Raw genomic sequence first — 17,808 nt, forward strand, 5'->3', positions numbered from 1 at the left:
CAAAGTGCTGCCTGCGCGCTCACCCACGTATTGCACCCGGCGACTTATTCGCTGGAGAGCAGGTCCATGGTGTGTTTGTCCATCATTTCCAGTGCACGGCCACCGCCGCGAGCCACGCAAGTCAGCGGATCTTCGGCAACGATCACCGGCAGACCGGTTTCCTGGGCCAGCAACTTGTCGAGGTCACGCAGCAGCGCGCCACCACCGGTCAGCACCAGGCCACGCTCGGCGATGTCGGAAGCCAGTTCCGGCGGCGATTGCTCCAGGGCGCTTTTCACAGCCTGAACGATGGTGGCCAGGGACTCTTGCAGAGCTTCCAGCACTTCGTTGGAGTTCAGGGTGAATGCGCGTGGAACGCCTTCGGCCAGGTTGCGACCGCGAACGTCGACTTCGCGAACTTCGCCGCCCGGGTAGGCCGTGCCGATTTCCTGCTTGATGCGCTCGGCAGTCGACTCGCCGATCAGGCTGCCGTAGTTGCGGCGCACGTAGGTGATGATCGCTTCGTCGAAGCGGTCGCCGCCAACGCGTACGGATTCGGCATAGACCACACCGTTCAGGGAGATCAGCGCGATTTCGGTGGTACCGCCACCGATATCCACGACCATCGAGCCGCGTGCTTCTTCAACCGGCAGGCCGGCACCGATCGCGGCAGCCATCGGCTCTTCGATCAGGAACACTTCACGGGCACCGGCGCCAAGAGCCGATTCACGGATGGCGCGACGCTCAACCTGGGTGGACTTGCATGGAACGCAGATCAGCACACGTGGGCTGGGCTGCAGGAAGCTGTTTTCGTGAACCTTGTTGATAAAGTATTGCAGCATCTTTTCGCAGACGCTGAAGTCGGCGATCACGCCGTCCTTCATCGGACGAATGGCAGCAATGTTGCCCGGCGTACGGCCAAGCATGCGCTTCGCTTCGGTGCCGACAGCAACGACACTTTTCTGGTTACCGTGTGTCCGAATGGCCACCACCGATGGCTCATTCAGGACGATACCGCGCTCGCGCACGTAAATAAGGGTGTTGGCAGTGCCCAGGTCAATGGAAAGATCGCTGGAAAACATGCCACGCAGTTTCTTGAACATGGGAAAGGGACCCTAGGCAACGCGTGGGTAAAAAAGTGCGGCAAACTCTAACAACGACAGGGATTTTGGGCAAGGCGCCAATATGTTAAATTGGCCGCTTTTCTGTGCACCAAGCCCCACAATCGCGGCCTTATGACCGTAGAAGTGCGGTAGTGTTCCGACAATCTAACACACGGACGCCGTCCGTCCTGTTTTCCACTGGAGAAACCCGATGGCGCTAGAACGCTCCGACGTGGAAAAAATCGCTCATCTGGCCAGCCTTGGCCTGAATGACGCCGATCTTCCACACATCACTTCGGCCCTCAACAGCATTCTCGGGCTGGTCGACGAAATGCAGGCGGTCAATACCGACGGTATCGAGCCGCTGGCCCACCCGCTGGAAGCCAGTCAGCGCCTGCGCGCCGACGTCGTGACCGAAAGCAATAACCGCGAGGCTTATCAGTCCATCGCACCAGCGGTCGAAAACGGCCTGTATCTGGTTCCGAAAGTCATCGACTAAAGGGAAAGAGCCTGCAATGCATCAAATGACTCTGGCCGAGATCGCCCGCGGTCTCGCCGATAAAAAGTTTTCTTCCGAAGAGCTGACCAAAGTCCTGCTGGCGCGCATTTCCCAGCTCGATCCGCAGCTCAACAGCTTCATCAGCCTCACCGAAGAGCTGGCCCTCGAGCAGGCGAAAGCCGCCGACGTGCGCCGGGCCAACGGTGAGAGCGGCGCCCTGCTCGGCGCGCCGATTGCCCACAAAGACCTGTTCTGCACCCAGGGCATCCGCACCAGCTGCGGCTCGAAGATGCTCGACAACTTCAAGGCCCCGTACGACGCCACCGTGGTGTCGAAGCTGGCCGCCGCCGGCACCGTGACTTTGGGCAAGACCAACATGGACGAATTCGCCATGGGTTCGGCCAACGAGTCGAGCTGGTACGGCGCGGTGAAAAACCCGTGGAACCTGGAACACGTACCGGGCGGCTCGTCCGGTGGTTCGGCGGCGGCAGTTGCCGCTCGTCTGCTGCCAGCCGCTACGGCCACCGACACCGGCGGTTCGATCCGCCAGCCGGCCGCGTTCACCAACCTCACCGGCCTGAAACCGACCTACGGTCGTGTTTCGCGCTGGGGCATGATCGCTTACGCCTCCAGCCTCGATCAGGGCGGCCCATTGGCTCGTACGGCCGAAGACTGCGCGATTTTGTTGCAAGGTATGGCCGGCTTCGATCCGAATGACTCCACCAGCATCGATGAGCCAGTTCCGGACTACGCCGCCGGTCTGAACGGTTCGCTGCAAGGCCTGCGCATCGGCGTGCCGAAGGAATACTTCGGCGCCGGTCTCGATCCGCGCATCGCCGACCTGATCCAGAACAGCATCAAGGAGCTGCAGAAGCTCGGTGCCGTGATCAAGGAAATCAGCCTGCCGAACATGCAGCACGCCATTCCGGCTTACTACGTGATCGCTCCGGCGGAAGCTTCTTCCAACCTGTCGCGTTTCGACGGCGTGCGCTTCGGCCACCGCTGCGAAGATCCGAAGAACCTGGAAGACCTGTACAAGCGCTCCCGTGGCGAAGGCTTCGGGCCTGAAGTACAGCGCCGGATCATGGTCGGTGCCTACGCGCTGTCCGCCGGTTACTACGACGCCTACTACCTGAAAGCGCAGAAGATCCGTCGCCTGGTGAAGAACGACTTCATGGCTGCCTTTAATGAAGTCGACATCATCCTCGGCCCGACCACGCCAAACCCGGCCTGGAAACTCGGCGCCAAGAACAGCGACCCGGTCGCTGCCTACCTGGAAGACGTCTACACCATCACCGCCAACCTCGCGGGCCTGCCGGGCCTGTCGATGCCGGCCGGTTTCGTCGACGGTCTGCCGGTCGGCGTGCAACTGCTCGCTCCGTATTTCCAGGAAGGTCGCCTGTTGAACGTTGCCCACCAGTATCAGTTGAACACTGACTGGCACACCCGCACCCCAACCGGCTTCTGAGGAGACACACATGCAATGGGAAGTCGTGATCGGGCTGGAGATTCACACCCAGCTCACCACCCGGTCGAAAATCTTTTCCGGTAGTTCCACCCAGTTCGGTTCCGAGCCGAACACCCAGGCCAGCCTGATTGACCTGGGCATGCCCGGCGTGCTGCCGGTGCTCAACCAGGAAGCGGTGCGGATGGCGGTGATGTTCGGTCTGGCGATTGACGCCGAGATCGGTCAGCACAACGTGTTCGCCCGCAAGAACTACTTCTACCCGGACCTGCCGAAGGGCTACCAGATCAGCCAGATGGAATTGCCGATCGTCGGCAAGGGCCACCTGGACATCGCCCTGGAAGACGGCACGGTCAAACGCGTCGGCATCACCCGCGCGCACCTGGAAGAAGACGCCGGCAAGAGCCTGCACGAAGAGTTCAGCGGTGCCACCGGCATCGACCTGAACCGTGCCGGCACGCCGCTGCTGGAAATCGTTTCCGAGCCTGACATGCGCAGCGCCAAGGAAGCCGTGGCCTACGTCAAGGCGATCCACGCGCTGGTGCGTTACCTGGGCATCTGCGACGGCAACATGGCCGAAGGTTCGCTGCGTTGCGACTGCAACGTGTCGGTACGTCCGAAAGGCCAGGTCGAGTTCGGCACCCGCTGCGAGATCAAGAACGTCAACTCGTTCCGTTTCATCGAGAAGGCGATCAACTCCGAGATCCAGCGTCAGATCGACCTGATCGAAGACGGCGGCAAAGTGATCCAGCAGACCCGTCTGTACGATCCGAACAAGGACGAGACCCGTCCGATGCGCAGCAAGGAAGAAGCCAACGACTACCGTTACTTCCCCGATCCGGACCTGCTGCCGGTGGTCATCGAGGATTCGTTCCTCAACGACGTGCGCGCCACCCTGCCGGAACTGCCACCGCAGAAGCGCGAGCGTTTCCAGAGTGCCTTCGGTCTGTCGGCCTACGACGCCAACGTGCTGGCCACCAGCCGTGAACAAGCGGACTACTTCGAGAAAGTCGCGAGCATTGGCGGCGACGCCAAACTGGCGGCGAACTGGGTGATGGTCGAGTTGGGCAGCCTGCTCAACAAACAGAACCTGGACATCGAGGATTCGCCGGTTTCGGCCGAGCAACTGGGCGGCATGCTGTTGCGCATCAAGGACAACACCATCTCCGGCAAGATCGCCAAGGTTGTGTTCGAAGCGATGGCCAACGGCGAAGGCAGCGCAGACGAGATCATCGAAAAGCGCGGCCTGAAGCAGGTTACCGACACCGGCGCGATCTCGGCGGTGCTGGACGAAATGCTCGCGGCCAACGCCGAGCAGGTCGAGCAATACCGTGCGGCAGACGAAGCCAAGCGCGGCAAGATGTTCGGCTTCTTCGTCGGTCAGGCCATGAAAGCCTCCAAGGGCAAGGCCAACCCGCAGCAAGTGAACGAACTGCTGAAAAGCAAGCTCGAAGGCTGACGATGGCCCCGCGCCCGAGGATCGTTCCCACGCTCTGCGTGGGAATGCCGCCTCGGACGCTCCGCGTCCATTGCGGTGTGACGCAGAGCGTCACGGGGTGCATTCCCACGCCGGAGCGTGGGAACGATCACTTGGGAGCTTTTGAATGAAACGTCTGCTCGGCGCCTGCGCCCTGCTCTCTTTGCTGGCCGGTTGCGCCAGCACCGATGTCATCGACCCGCACGGTTACGACCAGACCGGCGTCGCCTCCTATTACGGAGCCAAACACCACGGTAAACGCACCGCCAGCGGCGAAGCGTTCAACCAGAACTCCCTGACCGCCGCCCACCGCCAGTTACCGTTCGGCACCCGGGTGAAGGTCACCAACCTGAAAAACGACAAATCCTGCGTGGTGCGTATCAATGACCGCGGGCCGCACACCCGTGGGCGCATTATCGATGTTTCACGGGAAGCCGCCGAACGCCTCGGCATGATTGGCAGTGGCACGGCACGGGTTCGCGTGCAGGCCCTCGACGACTGATGGAGCGCCCGCCATTTTCGGACTGACCGATTTACCGCTGATCAACGTGATCGAACTGCTCTGTGGGCTGTTCCTGCTGATCGCCGGTGCCGAACTGATGGTGCGCGCCGCCGTGCGCCTGGCCGCGCGCCTGCATGTGCGGCCGCTGATCATCGGTCTGACCATCGTCGCCCTCGGCAGCAGCGCCCCGCAAATGGCGGTCAGCTTGCAAGCGACCCTGACACACAACCCCGACATCGCGGTCGGCAGCGTGATCGGCAGCAGCATTTTCAACATCCTCGTGACCCTCGGCCTGTCGGCGCTGATCATCCCATTGCGCGTCTCACGGCAACTGGTGCGCCTCGACATCCCGCTGATGATCGGCGCCAGCCTGCTGGTGTTCGTGCTGGCCTGGAACGAAGAGATCGGCCGTTTCGACGGCATCCTGCTGCTGGCCGCACTGGGACTGTATCTCGGATTGCTATTGCGCCAGTCGCGCCACTCTGCCCGCCCACATTCAGATCATCCACAGACTCAGCCGGCCCCCTGGTTCACCAGCCTGCTGATGATCGTCGCCGGTCTGGCCATGCTGGTGTTCGCCGGGCATTTGCTGCTGGGTGCCGCTGTCGCAGTGGCCACCGATCTCGGGTTCTCCGAACGGGTGATCGGCCTGACCGTGGTCGCGGTCGGTACTTCGCTGCCGGAACTCGCCACTTCGTTGATCGCCGCATTGCGCGGTCAGCGGGACATTGCCGTAGGCAACGTGATCGGCGCCAACCTGTTCAACCTGCTCGGGGTCCTGGGCATCACCGCGCTGATCGCCCCGACGCCACTGTCGGTGTCGCCCAACGCGCTGGATTTCGACCTGCCGGTGATGCTCGGCGTCGCCACGCTGTGCCTGCCGGTGTTCTACTCCGGCTACCGCGTGACCCGGGCCGAAGGTTTGTTACTGCTCGGCTTGTACCTGGCGTATGGGCTGCACGTGGTGTCGTTCACCACCGGCATGCCGCTGGCCGGCAAGCTCGAACGGTTGATGCTGTTTTATGTCCTGCCGGCGCTGCTGACGTTTCTGTTTTTCACGTCGGTGCGTGCCTGGCGCCGCCAACACCACAAGAGGGATGTGCCATGACCGAATCGAAGAAATCCGGGGTCGAAATCCGCCGCCAGGTAATGGGCGATGCGTTCGTTGATCGCGCTTTGGGGAACGCCACCGAATTCACTCAACCCTTGCAGGACTTCGTCAACGAACACGCCTGGGGAGGTGTGTGGAATCGCGAAGGTCTGCCGCTGAAGACCCGCAGCCTGATCACCCTCGCCGCGCTGACCGCGTTGAAGTGCCCGCAGGAATTGAAGGGCCACGTGCGCGGTGCGTTGAACAATGGCTGCACGGTCGATGAGATCCGCGAGGCGCTGCTGCATTGCGCGGTGTATGCCGGCGTACCGGCGGCGATCGATGCGTTTCGGGCGGCGCAGGAAGTGATCGACAGTTACCAGAAGCCTGAGTAACGGCCAGCCTCAGATCCACCCGCCCCACTGCAACAGAAATATTCCGACGTTGGTGGTCACCGCCGCCATCAACGTGGTCAACACAATGATCGCCGCCGCCAGTTCATGATTGCCCTGGGCCGCCCGGGCCATGACAAAACTGGCGGCTGCCGTCGGGCTGCCGAAGTACAGAAACAGAATCCCCAGCTCCGCCCCGCGAAAGCCCCACAGCCAGGCACCCAGCGTGGCGAACACCGGCAGGCCGATCATCTTCACCAGGCTGGAACTGAGCGCCATGCTCCCGCTCTTGCGCAGCGCCGCCAGCGACAGCGTGCCGCCGATGCAGATCAACGCCAGTGGCAGCGTGGTTTGCGCCAGGTACTGGCCCGACGTTTCCAGCCAGCCCGGCAGACCGATCTTGAACCAGGCAAACGGCGCCGCCGCGATCACGCTGATGATCAGCGGATTGCTGAACACGCTTTTGCAGATGCTCCACGGATCGGACTTGATCACCGGGCTGTACACCGCCAGCACAATGGTCGACAGGGTGTTGTAGAACAGGATCACCAGCGCCGCGAGAATCGCCCCGAGGGAAATCCCGTAGTCACCGTACATGCTCGCCGCCAGCGCCAGACCGATCACTCCGTTGTTGCCGCGAAACGCACCTTGCGTGTAGATGCCGCGATCTTCACGTGGGCAACGGAAAATCGCCCAGCCCCAGGCCAGGGCGAAACTGGCCAGCGTGGCGACGGCGAAGTAGATCAGCAGCGCCGGTTGCAGCGCGGCGTGCAGGTCGGCATGCAGGATGCCGAGAAACAGCAGCGCCGGCATGCTGACGTTGAACACCAGCGACGACGCCGTGTGGATGAAGTTGTCGTTGATCCAGTCGATGCGCTTGAGCAGCACCCCGAGAAACAGCATGGCAAACACCGGCGCGGTGATGTTCAGGGTTTCGAGGAAGATTGCCAGCATGCCGGGGAGCCTTGAAGGTGAGCGTCGTTAGGGGGCTAATGATAAGCCACTTTCACCCCGATCGTTCCCACGCAGCGCGTGGCAACGATCAACCATCAAGTAATCGGCGCCGGATTGAACAACGTAATGTCGTTATGCAGCTTGTGCTTCTCGGCCCACGTCTGCTGCTTGCCGCTCGCCACATCCAGATAGTAGTGGAACAACTCCCAACCCAACTCCTCGATGGTCGCGCGACCGGTAGCAATCCGCCCGGCATCGATGTCGATCAGGTCCGGCCAGCGCTGCGCCAGTTCGGTCCGGGTCGACACCTTCACCACCGGCGCCATGGCCAGACCATAAGGCGTGCCACGCCCGGTGGTGAACACATGCAGGTTCATCCCCGCCGCCAGTTGCAACGTACCGCAGACAAAATCACTCGCCGGCGTTGCACAGAAAATCAGCCCCTTCTGCTTGAAGCGTTCCCCAGGGCCGAGCACACCGCTGATCGCGCTGCTGCCGGATTTGACGATCGAGCCCAAGGACTTCTCGACAATGTTCGACAATCCGCCCTTCTTGTTGCCCGGCGTGGTGTTGGCGCTGCGATCCGCTTCGCCCTTGGCCAGGTAACGGTCGTACCAGTCCATCTCGCGCACCAGCTCTTCGGCAACGGTTTTGCTCTGGGCCCGAGAGGTCAGCAGGTAAATCGCGTCGCGCACTTCGGTGACTTCGGAAAACATCACCGTCGCCCCTGCGCGCAGCAGCAAGTCCGAGGCATAACCCAGCGCCGGGTTGGCGGTGATCCCGGAAAACGCATCGCTGCCGCCGCATTGCATGCCGAGGATCAGCTCGGACGCCGGCACGGTTTCCCGGCGGCGCTGGTCGAGTTTCTTCAGACGGGTTTCGGCCAGTTCCATGATCTGCTCGATCATCTCGGTGAAACCGTGACTGGAATCCTGCAAGCGATACAGCCAAGGCTCGCTCAGATCCACCGACGCATCGTCCTCGTGCATCACCTGCCCGGCCTGCAACTTCTCGCAGCCGAGGCTGATCACCAGCGCCTCGCCACCGAGGTTCGGGTTGCGCGCCAGATTGCGCACGGTGCGGATCGGGATGTAGGCGTCGGTGGCTGTGATGGCCACGCCGCAACCGTAACTATGGGTCAGCGCCACCACGTCATCGACATGTGGATACTTCGGCAACAGTTCATCCTTGATGCGTTTGACCGCGTGATCCAGCACCCCGGTGACGCATTGCACGGTGGTAGTGATCCCGAGGATGTTGCGCGTGCCGACGGTGCCGTCAGCGTTGCGATAACCCTCGAAGGTGTAACCCTCCAGCGGTGCCTGGGCGGCCGGCACCTCGGTGGACAGCGGCAGGCTGTCCAGCGGTGGCGCGGTCGGCATGCGCAGTTGATCTTCCTTGACCCAACTGCCACGGGGAATCGGCTGCAACGCGTAGCCGATGATCTGGCCGTAGCGAATCACCGTGCCGCCCTCGGGGATATCCACGAGGCTGACCTTGTGGCTCTGCGGCACAAAATCCACCGTCACCAGGCCATCTGCGAACGCGGTGCCGGCCGGAACGCCCTGGTCATTGACCACGACCACTACGTTGTCCCGCTCGTGCAGGCGGATGTAGCGCGGCGAGTCGGAATGTTCAATCAACTGCATGGCGCCGCTCCTCAGGAATGCGCTTGAGACAATTTACCGGTGGCTTCGGAACCGCCATTGGTTGGCGGCTCTTTCAGTACCACACGTTTGATCGGGCCGACGATCACCAGGTAGCTGAACACCGCCACCAGTGCGTTGGCACCGACGAACACCAGCGCCCACTTGAACGAACCGGTGGAGCTGATGATGTAGCCGATGACAATCGGCGTAGTGATCGAGGCGATGTTGCCGAAGGTGTTGAACAGGCCGCCACTCAGACCGGCGATCTGTTTCGGCGAGGTGTCGGAGACCACCGCCCAGCCCAGTGCGCCCACGCCTTTACCGAAGAACGCCAGGGCCATGAAGCCGACCACCATCCATTCCACTTCAACATAGTTGCACGCGACGATGCTGCTGGAGACCAGCAGACCGGCAATGATCGGCGCCTTGCGGGCGAAGGTCAGCGAGTGGCCCTTGCGCAGCAGGTAATCGGAAATCACCCCGCCGAGAACTCCGCCGATAAAACCGCAGATCGCCGGCAACGAGGCTATGAAACCCGCCTTCAGAATGGTCATGCCGCGCTCCTGCACCAGGTACACCGGGAACCAGGTCAGGAAGAAATAGGTGATGCCGTTGATGCAGTACTGGCCCAGATAAACGCCGAGCATCATGCGGTTGGTCAGCAACTGGCGGATGTAATCCCATTTCGGGCCGTCAGCCTTTTTGCCTTGCTTCTGATCCATGTCGACCATGCCGCCGTTGTCGGCGATGAATTTCACTTCCGCTTCGTTGGCCATCGGGTGCTGGCGCGGGCTGTGGATAACCTTCAGCCAGATCAGCGAGAACAGGATGCCGAACACGCCCATGACAATGAACACGTGTTCCCAGCCGAAGGCATAGACGATCCAGCCCATCAGAGGCGCGAACAGCACGGTGGCGAAGTACTGTGCCGAGTTGAAGATCGCCGAAGCCGTACCGCGTTCGGCGGTCGGGAACCAGGCCGCGACGATGCGTGCGTTGCCGGGGAACGATGGCGCCTCGGCCAGCCCGACCAGGAAGCGCAGCATGAACAACGCGACGATGGCCGTGGACATGCCGAACTCACCGACGAAGCCTTGCAGCACGGTGAACAGCGACCAGGTGAAGATGCTCAGGGCATAGACTTTTTTCGAACCGAAGCGATCGAGCAGCCAGCCGCCAGGAATTTGCCCGGCCACGTAGGCCCAACCGAATGCAGAGAAGATATAGCCGAGGGTGACCGCGTCGATGCCGAGGTCTTTTTGCAAACTGGAACCGGCGATCGCGATGGTGGCGCGGTCGGCGTAGTTGATCGTGGTCACCAGGAACAGCATGAGCAGAATCAAATAGCGGACGTGAGTCGGCTTGGACGATTGCATGTAGATGTACTCCCACTGATTATTTTTATGCGGGTAAAACATTCTTTGGTCTTGTGCCGCGCAGGGCCTTGGCAATAACCCTGCGCGGGTGCAGCGACTTACGAACCGATGTAGGCGGTTTTCACCACGGTGTAGAACTCTTGCGCATAACGGCCTTGCTCACGTGAGCCATAGGATGAACCCTTACGGCCCCCGAACGGAACGTGGTAATCGACGCCGGCGGTCGGCAGGTTGACCATCACCATCCCGGCCTGGGAATGACGCTTGAAGTGGTTGGCGTACTTCAGCGACGTCGTGGCGATGCCCGCCGACAGACCGAATTCGGTGTCGTTGGCCATGGCCAGTGCAGCCTCGTAATCCGCCACGCGGACGATGTTGGCCACCGGGCCGAAGATCTCTTCGCGGCTGATGCGCATCGAGGCTTCGCTGTCGGCAAACAGCGTCGGCGCGAGGAAATAACCTTCGGTGTCGCAGGTCACCAGACCACCGCCGCTGACTACGCGGGCACCTTCGGACTGGCCGATGTCGATGTATTTCAAGTCCTGTTCAAGCTGCGCTTGCGAGACCACCGGACCGATGTCGGTGCCGGCCTTCAGCGCGTGGCCGACCTTGATCGACTTCATGCGCTCGGCCATGGCTTCAACGAACTTGTCGTGAATCCCGGCGGTGACGATCAGTCGGCTCGACGCGGTGCAACGCTGGCCGGTGGAGTAGAACGCGCTCTGTACCGACAGCTCCACCGCCTGCTTGAGGTCGGCGTCGTCGAGAATGATCTGCGGGTTCTTGCCGCCCATCTCCAGCTGAACCTTGGCCTGGCGCGAGACGCAGTTGACCGCGATCTGACGACCGACGCCGACGGAGCCGGTGAAGCTGATGCCGTCGACTTTCGGGCTGTTGACCAGCGCTTCACCCACTACGCGACCGCTGCCCATCACCAGGTTGAACACACCGGCCGGGAAACCTGCGCGGGAGATGATTTCGGCCAGCGCCCAGGCGCAACCCGGCACCAGATCCGCCGGTTTCAACACCACGCAGTTGCCGTAGGCCAGGGCCGGGGCGATTTTCCACGACGGAATCGCAATCGGGAAATTCCACGGGGTGATCAGGCCGACCACACCGAGGGCTTCGCGGGTGACTTCAACGTTGACGCCCGGGCGCACCGACGGCACGTAGTCGCCGGACAGACGCAGGCACTCGCCGGCAAAGAACTTGAAGATGTTGCCGGCGCGGGTCACTTCGCCGATGGCTTCCGGCAGGGTCTTGCCCTCCTCCCGGGCCAGCAGGGTGCCGAGTTCTTCGCGACGGGCGAGGATCTCGGTGCCGACCTTGTCCAGCGAATCGTGGCGAGCCTGAATGCCCGAAGTCGACCACGCCGGGAACGCAGCGCGCGCGGCGTCGATGGCGGCGTTGACCTGAGCCAGGTCAGCCTTGGCGTAGTCGCCGATGGTGTCGCTCAGCTCGGACGGGTTGATGTTGACCGAGTAATCGTTGCCGGCGACCCATTCACCGTTGATGTAGTTGTCATAGCGCTTGGTCACGAATCATTCTCCTGACGCAAAAAGCCGCTGATTGCTCAGCGGCCTTGTTTATAGGGTTGTGTTACTGCGCACCTTGCTTGTCGATCAGCGCGGCGAGCATTTCGTACTCTTCGCGGGTCAGGTCGGTCAGCGGCGCCCGCACCGGGCCTGCGTCATAGCCGGCGATCTTGGCGCCTGCCTTGACGATGCTCACGGCGTAACCGGCCTTGCGGTTGCGGATGTCCAGGTACGGCAGGAAGAAGTCGTCGATGATCTTGCCGACGGTGGCGTGATCTTCGCGGGCAATCGCGTGGTAGAAGTCCATCGCGGTTTTCGGGATGAAGTTGAACACCGCCGACGAGTAGACCGGCACGCCCAGTGCCTTGTAGGCAGCGGCATAGACTTCTGCGGTCGGCAGGCCACCGAGGTAGCTGAAGCGATCACCGAGGCGACGACGGATCGACACCATCAGCTCGATATCGCCCAGACCGTCCTTGTAACCGATCAGGTTCGGGCAGCGCTCGGCCAGACGTTCCAGCAGCGGCGCGGTCAGGCGGCAGACGTTGCGGTTGTAGACCACCACACCGATGTTCACCGATTTGCACACCGCTTCAACGTGGGCGGCAACACCGTCCTGGCTGGCTTCGGTCAGGTAGTGCGGCAGCAGCAACAGGCCTTTGGCGCCCAGACGCTCGGCTTCCTGAGCGTATTCGATGGCCTGGCGGGTCGAACCGCCGACACCGGCGAGGATCGGCACGCTGCTGGCGCAAGTGTCGACGGCAGTCTTGATGATTTCCGAGTATTCGCTGGCGGCCAGGGAGAAGAACTCACCGGTGCCACCGGCGGCGAACAGGGCCGAAGCACCGTACGGGGCCAGCCATTCCAGGCGTTTGATATAGCCCGCGCGGTTGAAATCGCCCTGGGCATTGAAATCGGTGACCGGGAACGACAGCAGGCCGGCAGAGAGGATGGACTTCAGTTCTTGTGGATTCATTATTCGAACACCCTGGTAGCAACGTTTTTTTGTGAGTGGACCGTTCAGCCTTCGCCGAAGTTGTAGGTCATCGTACAACTTAAAAGATAACCGTCAACTGCATTTCATCGCTGGGAGGCATTTTTTGTCGGACAAGATTTCTTTTTGACGTAGGAGATTTCTCGACTAGGCTCGAATTTACTGTATATGCATACAGCAAAATAAGAACCCACCGACGACATATCAAGGAGAAAGAAATGTCCGGTCTACAACCAAAATGCCTTGAAAAACCCACACCGGTCATCGCCCGTTTCGATGATCTGTTTACCCCCGGCGGCATCGACTTCCCTGCCGAAAACCCACACCTGATGCTGCATATCGCCGACTCGCACAGCGATGTCGAACCCTCCCCCGCACTGACCGGCAAAGCCATGAAAGGCAAACCGCCGCTGCGTTTCGAAGGCGCGGAGCACACCGCGATCGGTGATAACACCCGGCTGCGCTTCGTTGAAAACGCCGAGCCGGTGCTCGCGCAAAACGTGCCCCTGCATCTGCCGAACGGACTGGCGCTGACCTATGGCCAGGTGCTCGCGCTGGGTGGCGATTTCTACGGAATCGCCGACCGGCCAATCAACGAAGGTGCGACTCCGGCGGATCGCCTTCAGCGCTTTTCAGCGGCGTTCGACACCCTCGATGCCCTGCCGACATCGAAGGCTGAAGCGCCACAAATTCTGGCGATCATGCAAAAAGAGATCGATGCCGTTAAACAGGCAATCAAGGACGGCAAACCACCCCACGAAGCCTATGACGCGCTGGGAGATACGTTGTCGGAAGAGTGGAACAAAATCACCGGCGGCGGCAGTTTCGTCTCGGCACTGTTCCCCCTCGGACGCTACCTGAAACTGGCGGCGAACAACGCCGACCACTTCGGCGAATGGGCCCGGCAGGCCTACATCGCCGGGCACACCGTCGCACTGCAAACCGCCGCAGCCGCCCACGCCAGTCAGGACGAGCTGCAACTGGAACGGGCCTACGCGATGAATGCGTTTGCCGACCACTACCTCACCGACCTGTTCTCCTCCGGGCATTTGCGAGTGCCGCGCAAGGCCATGGCCGCCGTCGTAACGCCGAGCGATCTGGGTTCGCTGATCACCCGCTTCATGCATGACGAAGACAGCAAGTTCGGGCTCAAGGTGCGCAACGGACATGGCGAACAATGGCGCGCCTTCGGTGACAAGCGCTACTTCGACGCCACGGACGCCGACAATCGCAATCAGGTGAATCTGGCGGTGCAGGATTCGGCGGACGAGGTGTATGCCGCGTATTCAAGCGGCAACGTGCCGACCACCTTCAACGCGCTGCAACGGCTGCCGGACCTGACTGCCGTGATGAACCTGGCCAACAACTTCTCGCCACTGTTCCGCCTTCAGGGCAACAAAGTCCTGCGCCGCAAGGACGTGAACAACCTCAACGACACCGCCACCGTCGACGACTGGTGGGGTTGGAGCACTTACCTGCTGCTCAAGGACTATCACCCGACCGGCAACACGAATTAAGGAGCAATTCGATGAGCATAAAATTGAAAGTGGAACTGGCCTCAGGCCAATCGTTGAAAGGTGCGCCGCTGCAATTGCTGCGCGACGGCGTGGCCATCGCCCGGACGTCAGTGGACGCTCAGGGGCACGCAACATTCGACGTCAGGCCGGGCCCGGGCAAACTGGCGGTCAGGGTCGATCGTTCGATTCTGCCCCAGAGCTGAAATGCCCGGACAAGATTGCCCCGGCGCGCCTCATCAATTCGCCGGGTAAAGTGCGACGACTGCCGCGAAGGATCGCGGCAGATCTTTCAAGGAGAACGAGCCATGACGTTTGCCGCTGCACACCTTCCGCAATTTCCCGATCACGCCAGCGACTCGATCATCCTGCGGCTGTCGGCCCTGGATGATGACCTGATCGTCCGCGTACCCGACGGCCAGAACACCTCGCCGAACTGGGATGTGTACCCGATCCTCGGCGAGGATCCGGAAGAGCCTGAATGGCAGGGCTTGTCGGAGCCGACCGGCGTCTGGGATGACGCACTTGACGATATGGTCGGCTTGACCGGAATTGAATTGAGCATCCCCCGATTCGAGCTGGAAAAGTACCTGAACAGCACCGTCGAGCTGCGCTACAAGTTCGCCGATGAGTCCAGTCTGGAACCGTGTTCGGAGCCGCTGAAGCTCTACATCGAAGCCTGACTCCTCAACCCTGGGCCTGCGCCTCTTCGTGCGCCTGACGCAGCCGTTCGCGGCTGTTGGTCAGGTGCAGGCGCATGGCCGCGCGGGCGGCATCGGAATCCTGGCGGGCGATGGCCTCGTAGATTTCTTCGTGCTCGCGGCTCAGGCGATTCATGTAGTGCTGCTGGTCGTCATGGGCCAGGCGCGCCGAATTCAGGCGCGTGCGCGGAATGATACTGGTGCCCAGGTGGATCATGATGTCGGTGAAGTAGCGGTTGCCGGTGGACAGCGCGATTTGCAGGTGGAACTGGAAGTCCGACGCCACCGCATCGCTGGCATGGGCCACGCTTTCGTTCAGCGCATCGAGGGCGGCGCGCATCGCGGCCAGTTGTTCGGCGCTGCGCCGCTGTGCAGCGAGGCCGGCGGATTCGACTTCCAGGCTGATACGGAATTCGAGAATCGCCAGCACGTCACGCAAGGTGACCACGGTGGCCGGGTCGATCCGGAAACCGCTCGGGCTCGGGGTGTCGAGGACGAAGGTGCCGATGCCGTGTCGGGTTTCGACCTGCCCTGCAGCCTGCAGCCGGGAAATCGCCTCGCGCACCACGGTGCGGCTGACGCCATGGGCTTCCATGATCGCCGACTCGGTGGGCAACTTGTCGCCACGCTTGAGCAGACCGTCGCGGATCTGCTCGGTCAGCACCGTCACCAGTTCCTGTGCCAGGCTGCGGCGCTTGCGAGGGAGGCGCGGGGTGTCGATCGGGGTTTCCATGGTCTGCGTTTGTCTCGAAAATTCGGTAAGAGGGGCATCATAGCCCAAGGGAGTTGTACGATCACCGTCCTCTGTGGGAGAGGGCTCCCACAGAGGACGGTGCACATCAGGCCGTGACGGTCTGTTCGACCAGATGCCCGCTGTCGATCCGTACATGCCGTGGATGGAAGCGCTTGAGGCTGCTGCGATGGCCGACGCTGACGATGCTCAGGCCCGGCAACTGATCGATCAGGGCCTGATACAGCGTGGCCTCGTCTTCTTCGTCCATCGCCGACGTCGCTTCGTCCATGTACAGCCAGTGCGGTGCGTAGAGCAGCGCACGGGCGAAGGCCAGACGTTGCTGCTCACCCGGCGAGAGCATGCGTTGCCAGTGATTGGCTTCGTCCAGTCGCGCCACCAGATGCGGCAGACGGCAGGTTTCCAGCACTTGTGCATAACGTTCCGGCGCGTAGGTGTCGCCCGGTTGTGGATAACTCAAGGCGTCGCGCAGGGTGCCGATCGGCAGATACGGTTTCTGTGGCAGGAACAGATAACGGGCGGACGGCAAGCGGATACTGCCGTGACCCGACGGCCACAGATGCCCCATAGCCCGGAACAGCGTGGACTTGCCGCTGCCGGAGCGGCCACTGAGCATCACCCGGTCGCCCGGTTCTACGGTCATCGTGGCACTGGTCAGCAGGTGACGACCATCGGCCAGATCGAGCCCGAGGTTGTGCACCTTCAATTCGCCGCCCTGATTCTGCACGTCGATGGCCGGTGCACGCTCTTCGTTGCTGGTCATGGCCTGATGGAAGCTCAGCAGACGATCGCACGTGGCACGCCAGGAAGCGAGGTTCTGGTAAGCACTGATGAACCAGCTGAAACTCTCCTGAACGTTGCCGAATGCCGAGCTGATCTGCATGAGTTCACCGAGCTCGATCTTGCCGGCGAGGTAACGCGGCGAGGCGACGATGAATGGGAAAATGATCGCGGCCTGGCTGTAACCGGCCGTGAAAAACGTCAGGCGCTTGGAGACTTTCATGATGTCCCAGAAGTTGTGCCAGACATTGCCGAAGCGGCCGCTCAAGCGACGATTCTCATTCGGTTCGCCGTTGTACAGAGCAATGCTTTCGGCATTTTCCCGAATCCGCACCATGGAAAAACGCAGGTCGGCTTCAAAGCGTTGTTGTTGGTTGTTCAGACCGATCAAACGACGACCGATCAAGTGCGTCAGCCAACTGCCCACCACCGCGTAAACCAGCACGCACCAGAACATGTAGCCGGGAATGGTGATGCCATAGACTTCGATGCTGCCCGAGACGCCCCACAAAATAATCGAAAACGACACCAGGCTGACGATATTGCGCAGCAGCCCGATACCCAGCTCAAGGGTATTGGAGGTGAAATTGTTGAGGTCTTCGGAAATCCGCTGGTCCGGGTTATCGGTGTAACCACCCTGCTCCAGCTGGTAGTAATTCTTGTCGGCGAGCCAACGGGAAAAATGCTTTTCAGTAAGCCAGGCCCGCCAGCGGATCGTCAGCATCTGAGTCAGGTAGAGCCGATACACCGCACCGACAATCGCGACCGCAGCAATCGCGCAGAAGTACAGGATCAGATGCCAGAACGCCGCTTCATCTTTCTTTTGCAGCGCATTGTAGAAATCCTTGTACCAAGTGTTGAACCACACCGAGATGCCCACGCTGAGCAGCGAGAGTGCAATCACGGCAATCAGCAACGTCCAGGCCTTGCCCTTCTCTTCGCTGCGCCAGTAAGGCGTGGTCATGGCCCACACCTTGCGAAAAAACTGCCCGCGCACAGCATCGTTGACCGCGGAATATTCAGCGTTCTGATTCATGGAAAAGGCTC

The 17,808-nt window shown here is 61.3% G+C and carries 17 protein-coding genes; 9 read left to right on the forward strand and 8 right to left on the reverse strand.

The window, feature by feature from the left end; translation table 11 throughout:
- Positions 1-44: 44 nt before the first annotated feature.
- A complete protein-coding gene (gene mreB / locus M5B98_RS22050; RefSeq protein WP_002555108.1) occupies positions 45-1,082 on the reverse strand; it encodes a rod shape-determining protein MreB in 1,038 nt (345 codons plus the stop codon).
- Between the two features lie 211 nt (positions 1,083-1,293).
- Here mreB and gatC point away from each other — a divergent pair, with 211 nt between their 5' ends.
- From gatC to M5B98_RS22080, 6 genes are all read left to right on the forward strand, one after another.
- Positions 1,294-1,581, forward strand: a complete 288-nt coding sequence (gatC, locus tag M5B98_RS22055; protein WP_007953612.1) for an Asp-tRNA(Asn)/Glu-tRNA(Gln) amidotransferase subunit GatC — start codon at positions 1,294-1,296, stop codon at positions 1,579-1,581.
- Between the two features lie 16 nt (positions 1,582-1,597).
- Positions 1,598-3,049, forward strand: coding sequence for an Asp-tRNA(Asn)/Glu-tRNA(Gln) amidotransferase subunit GatA (gatA, locus tag M5B98_RS22060; RefSeq protein WP_085711800.1), 1,452 nt, complete (start codon positions 1,598-1,600; stop codon positions 3,047-3,049).
- Between the two features lie 10 nt (positions 3,050-3,059).
- Complete coding sequence (gene gatB, locus M5B98_RS22065; protein WP_114881417.1) at positions 3,060-4,505, forward strand: Asp-tRNA(Asn)/Glu-tRNA(Gln) amidotransferase subunit GatB; 1,446 nt, start codon at positions 3,060-3,062, stop codon at positions 4,503-4,505.
- Positions 4,506-4,650: 145 nt separating this feature from the next.
- A complete protein-coding gene (locus tag M5B98_RS22070) occupies positions 4,651-5,025 on the forward strand; it encodes a septal ring lytic transglycosylase RlpA family protein (RefSeq protein WP_248743966.1) in 375 nt (124 codons plus the stop codon).
- 46 nt (positions 5,026-5,071) lie between these two features.
- A complete protein-coding gene (locus M5B98_RS22075) occupies positions 5,072-6,133 on the forward strand; it encodes a calcium/sodium antiporter (RefSeq protein ID WP_248743967.1) in 1,062 nt (353 codons plus the stop codon).
- Positions 6,130-6,510, forward strand: coding sequence for a carboxymuconolactone decarboxylase family protein (locus tag M5B98_RS22080; protein ID WP_085685699.1), 381 nt, complete (start codon positions 6,130-6,132; stop codon positions 6,508-6,510). The genes M5B98_RS22075 and M5B98_RS22080 overlap by 4 nt, the downstream gene beginning before the upstream one ends.
- 9 nt (positions 6,511-6,519) lie before the next feature.
- On the opposite strand, the gene M5B98_RS22085 is transcribed toward M5B98_RS22080, so the two are convergent.
- The 5 genes from M5B98_RS22085 to kdgD form a co-directional block, all read right to left on the reverse strand.
- Entirely contained in the window at positions 6,520-7,461 is a 942-nt protein-coding gene (locus tag M5B98_RS22085; RefSeq protein ID WP_248743968.1) for an AEC family transporter, read from the reverse strand.
- A gap of 95 nt (positions 7,462-7,556) precedes the next feature.
- Positions 7,557-9,110 (reverse strand): galactarate dehydratase, encoded by a 1,554-nt coding sequence (gene garD, locus M5B98_RS22090; RefSeq protein ID WP_248743969.1) that lies wholly within the window; start codon positions 9,108-9,110, stop codon positions 7,557-7,559.
- A gap of 11 nt (positions 9,111-9,121) precedes the next feature.
- Positions 9,122-10,486, reverse strand: a complete 1,365-nt coding sequence (locus tag M5B98_RS22095) for an MFS transporter (RefSeq protein WP_085711879.1) — start codon at positions 10,484-10,486, stop codon at positions 9,122-9,124.
- A gap of 98 nt (positions 10,487-10,584) precedes the next feature.
- The gene (locus M5B98_RS22100) at positions 10,585-12,024 is read right to left on the reverse strand and encodes an aldehyde dehydrogenase family protein (RefSeq protein WP_085711804.1); all 1,440 of its coding nucleotides are present in this window, start codon (positions 12,022-12,024) and stop codon (positions 10,585-10,587) included.
- 61 nt (positions 12,025-12,085) lie between these two features.
- Entirely contained in the window at positions 12,086-12,997 is a 912-nt protein-coding gene (gene kdgD, locus M5B98_RS22105) for a 5-dehydro-4-deoxyglucarate dehydratase (protein ID WP_007953624.1), read from the reverse strand.
- A 236-nt stretch (positions 12,998-13,233) separates the two neighbouring features.
- Between kdgD and M5B98_RS22110 the strand changes: the two genes are divergently transcribed.
- The 3 genes from M5B98_RS22110 to M5B98_RS22120 all read left to right on the forward strand — a co-directional run bounded on the left by M5B98_RS22110 (position 13,234) and on the right by M5B98_RS22120 (position 15,212).
- Positions 13,234-14,532, forward strand: a complete 1,299-nt coding sequence (locus tag M5B98_RS22110) for a phospholipase (protein ID WP_248743970.1) — start codon at positions 13,234-13,236, stop codon at positions 14,530-14,532.
- Between the two features lie 11 nt (positions 14,533-14,543).
- Positions 14,544-14,735, forward strand: a complete 192-nt coding sequence (locus tag M5B98_RS22115) for a hypothetical protein (RefSeq protein ID WP_248743971.1) — start codon at positions 14,544-14,546, stop codon at positions 14,733-14,735.
- 102 nt (positions 14,736-14,837) lie between these two features.
- Positions 14,838-15,212, forward strand: coding sequence for a hypothetical protein (locus M5B98_RS22120; RefSeq protein WP_248743972.1), 375 nt, complete (start codon positions 14,838-14,840; stop codon positions 15,210-15,212).
- Between the two features lie 4 nt (positions 15,213-15,216).
- Here the strand turns inward: M5B98_RS22120 and M5B98_RS22125 are convergent, their stop codons facing one another.
- On the reverse strand, positions 15,217-15,963 hold the full coding sequence (locus M5B98_RS22125; protein ID WP_248743973.1) for a FadR/GntR family transcriptional regulator: 747 nt from the start codon (positions 15,961-15,963) through the stop codon (positions 15,217-15,219).
- A 106-nt stretch (positions 15,964-16,069) separates the two neighbouring features.
- Complete coding sequence (locus M5B98_RS22130; protein WP_248743974.1) at positions 16,070-17,797, reverse strand: ABC transporter ATP-binding protein/permease; 1,728 nt, start codon at positions 17,795-17,797, stop codon at positions 16,070-16,072.
- Between the last annotated feature and the right edge of the window lie 11 nt (positions 17,798-17,808).

The organism is Pseudomonas sp. MWU12-3088, from assembly GCF_023242405.1.
GTDB lineage: Bacteria > Pseudomonadota > Gammaproteobacteria > Pseudomonadales > Pseudomonadaceae > Aquipseudomonas > Aquipseudomonas kribbensis.

Coding starts and splice junctions, on each gene's coding strand:
- mreB (WP_002555108.1), bottom strand. CDS start 1,082: ATGTTCAAGAAACTGCGTGGCATGTTTTCCAGCGATCTTTCCATTGAC.
- gatC (WP_007953612.1), top strand. CDS start 1,294: ATGGCGCTAGAACGCTCCGACGTGGAAAAAATCGCTCATCTGGCCAGC.
- gatA (WP_085711800.1), top strand. CDS start 1,598: ATGCATCAAATGACTCTGGCCGAGATCGCCCGCGGTCTCGCCGATAAA.
- gatB (WP_114881417.1), top strand. CDS start 3,060: ATGCAATGGGAAGTCGTGATCGGGCTGGAGATTCACACCCAGCTCACC.
- M5B98_RS22070 (WP_248743966.1), top strand. CDS start 4,651: ATGAAACGTCTGCTCGGCGCCTGCGCCCTGCTCTCTTTGCTGGCCGGT.
- M5B98_RS22080 (WP_085685699.1), top strand. CDS start 6,130: ATGACCGAATCGAAGAAATCCGGGGTCGAAATCCGCCGCCAGGTAATG.
- M5B98_RS22085 (WP_248743968.1), bottom strand. CDS start 7,461: ATGCTGGCAATCTTCCTCGAAACCCTGAACATCACCGCGCCGGTGTTT.
- garD (WP_248743969.1), bottom strand. CDS start 9,110: ATGCAGTTGATTGAACATTCCGACTCGCCGCGCTACATCCGCCTGCAC.
- M5B98_RS22095 (WP_085711879.1), bottom strand. CDS start 10,486: ATGCAATCGTCCAAGCCGACTCACGTCCGCTATTTGATTCTGCTCATG.
- kdgD (WP_007953624.1), bottom strand. CDS start 12,997: ATGAATCCACAAGAACTGAAGTCCATCCTCTCTGCCGGCCTGCTGTCG.
- M5B98_RS22110 (WP_248743970.1), top strand. CDS start 13,234: ATGTCCGGTCTACAACCAAAATGCCTTGAAAAACCCACACCGGTCATC.
- M5B98_RS22115 (WP_248743971.1), top strand. CDS start 14,544: ATGAGCATAAAATTGAAAGTGGAACTGGCCTCAGGCCAATCGTTGAAA.
- M5B98_RS22120 (WP_248743972.1), top strand. CDS start 14,838: ATGACGTTTGCCGCTGCACACCTTCCGCAATTTCCCGATCACGCCAGC.
- M5B98_RS22125 (WP_248743973.1), bottom strand. CDS start 15,963: ATGGAAACCCCGATCGACACCCCGCGCCTCCCTCGCAAGCGCCGCAGC.
- M5B98_RS22130 (WP_248743974.1), bottom strand. CDS start 17,797: ATGAATCAGAACGCTGAATATTCCGCGGTCAACGATGCTGTGCGCGGG.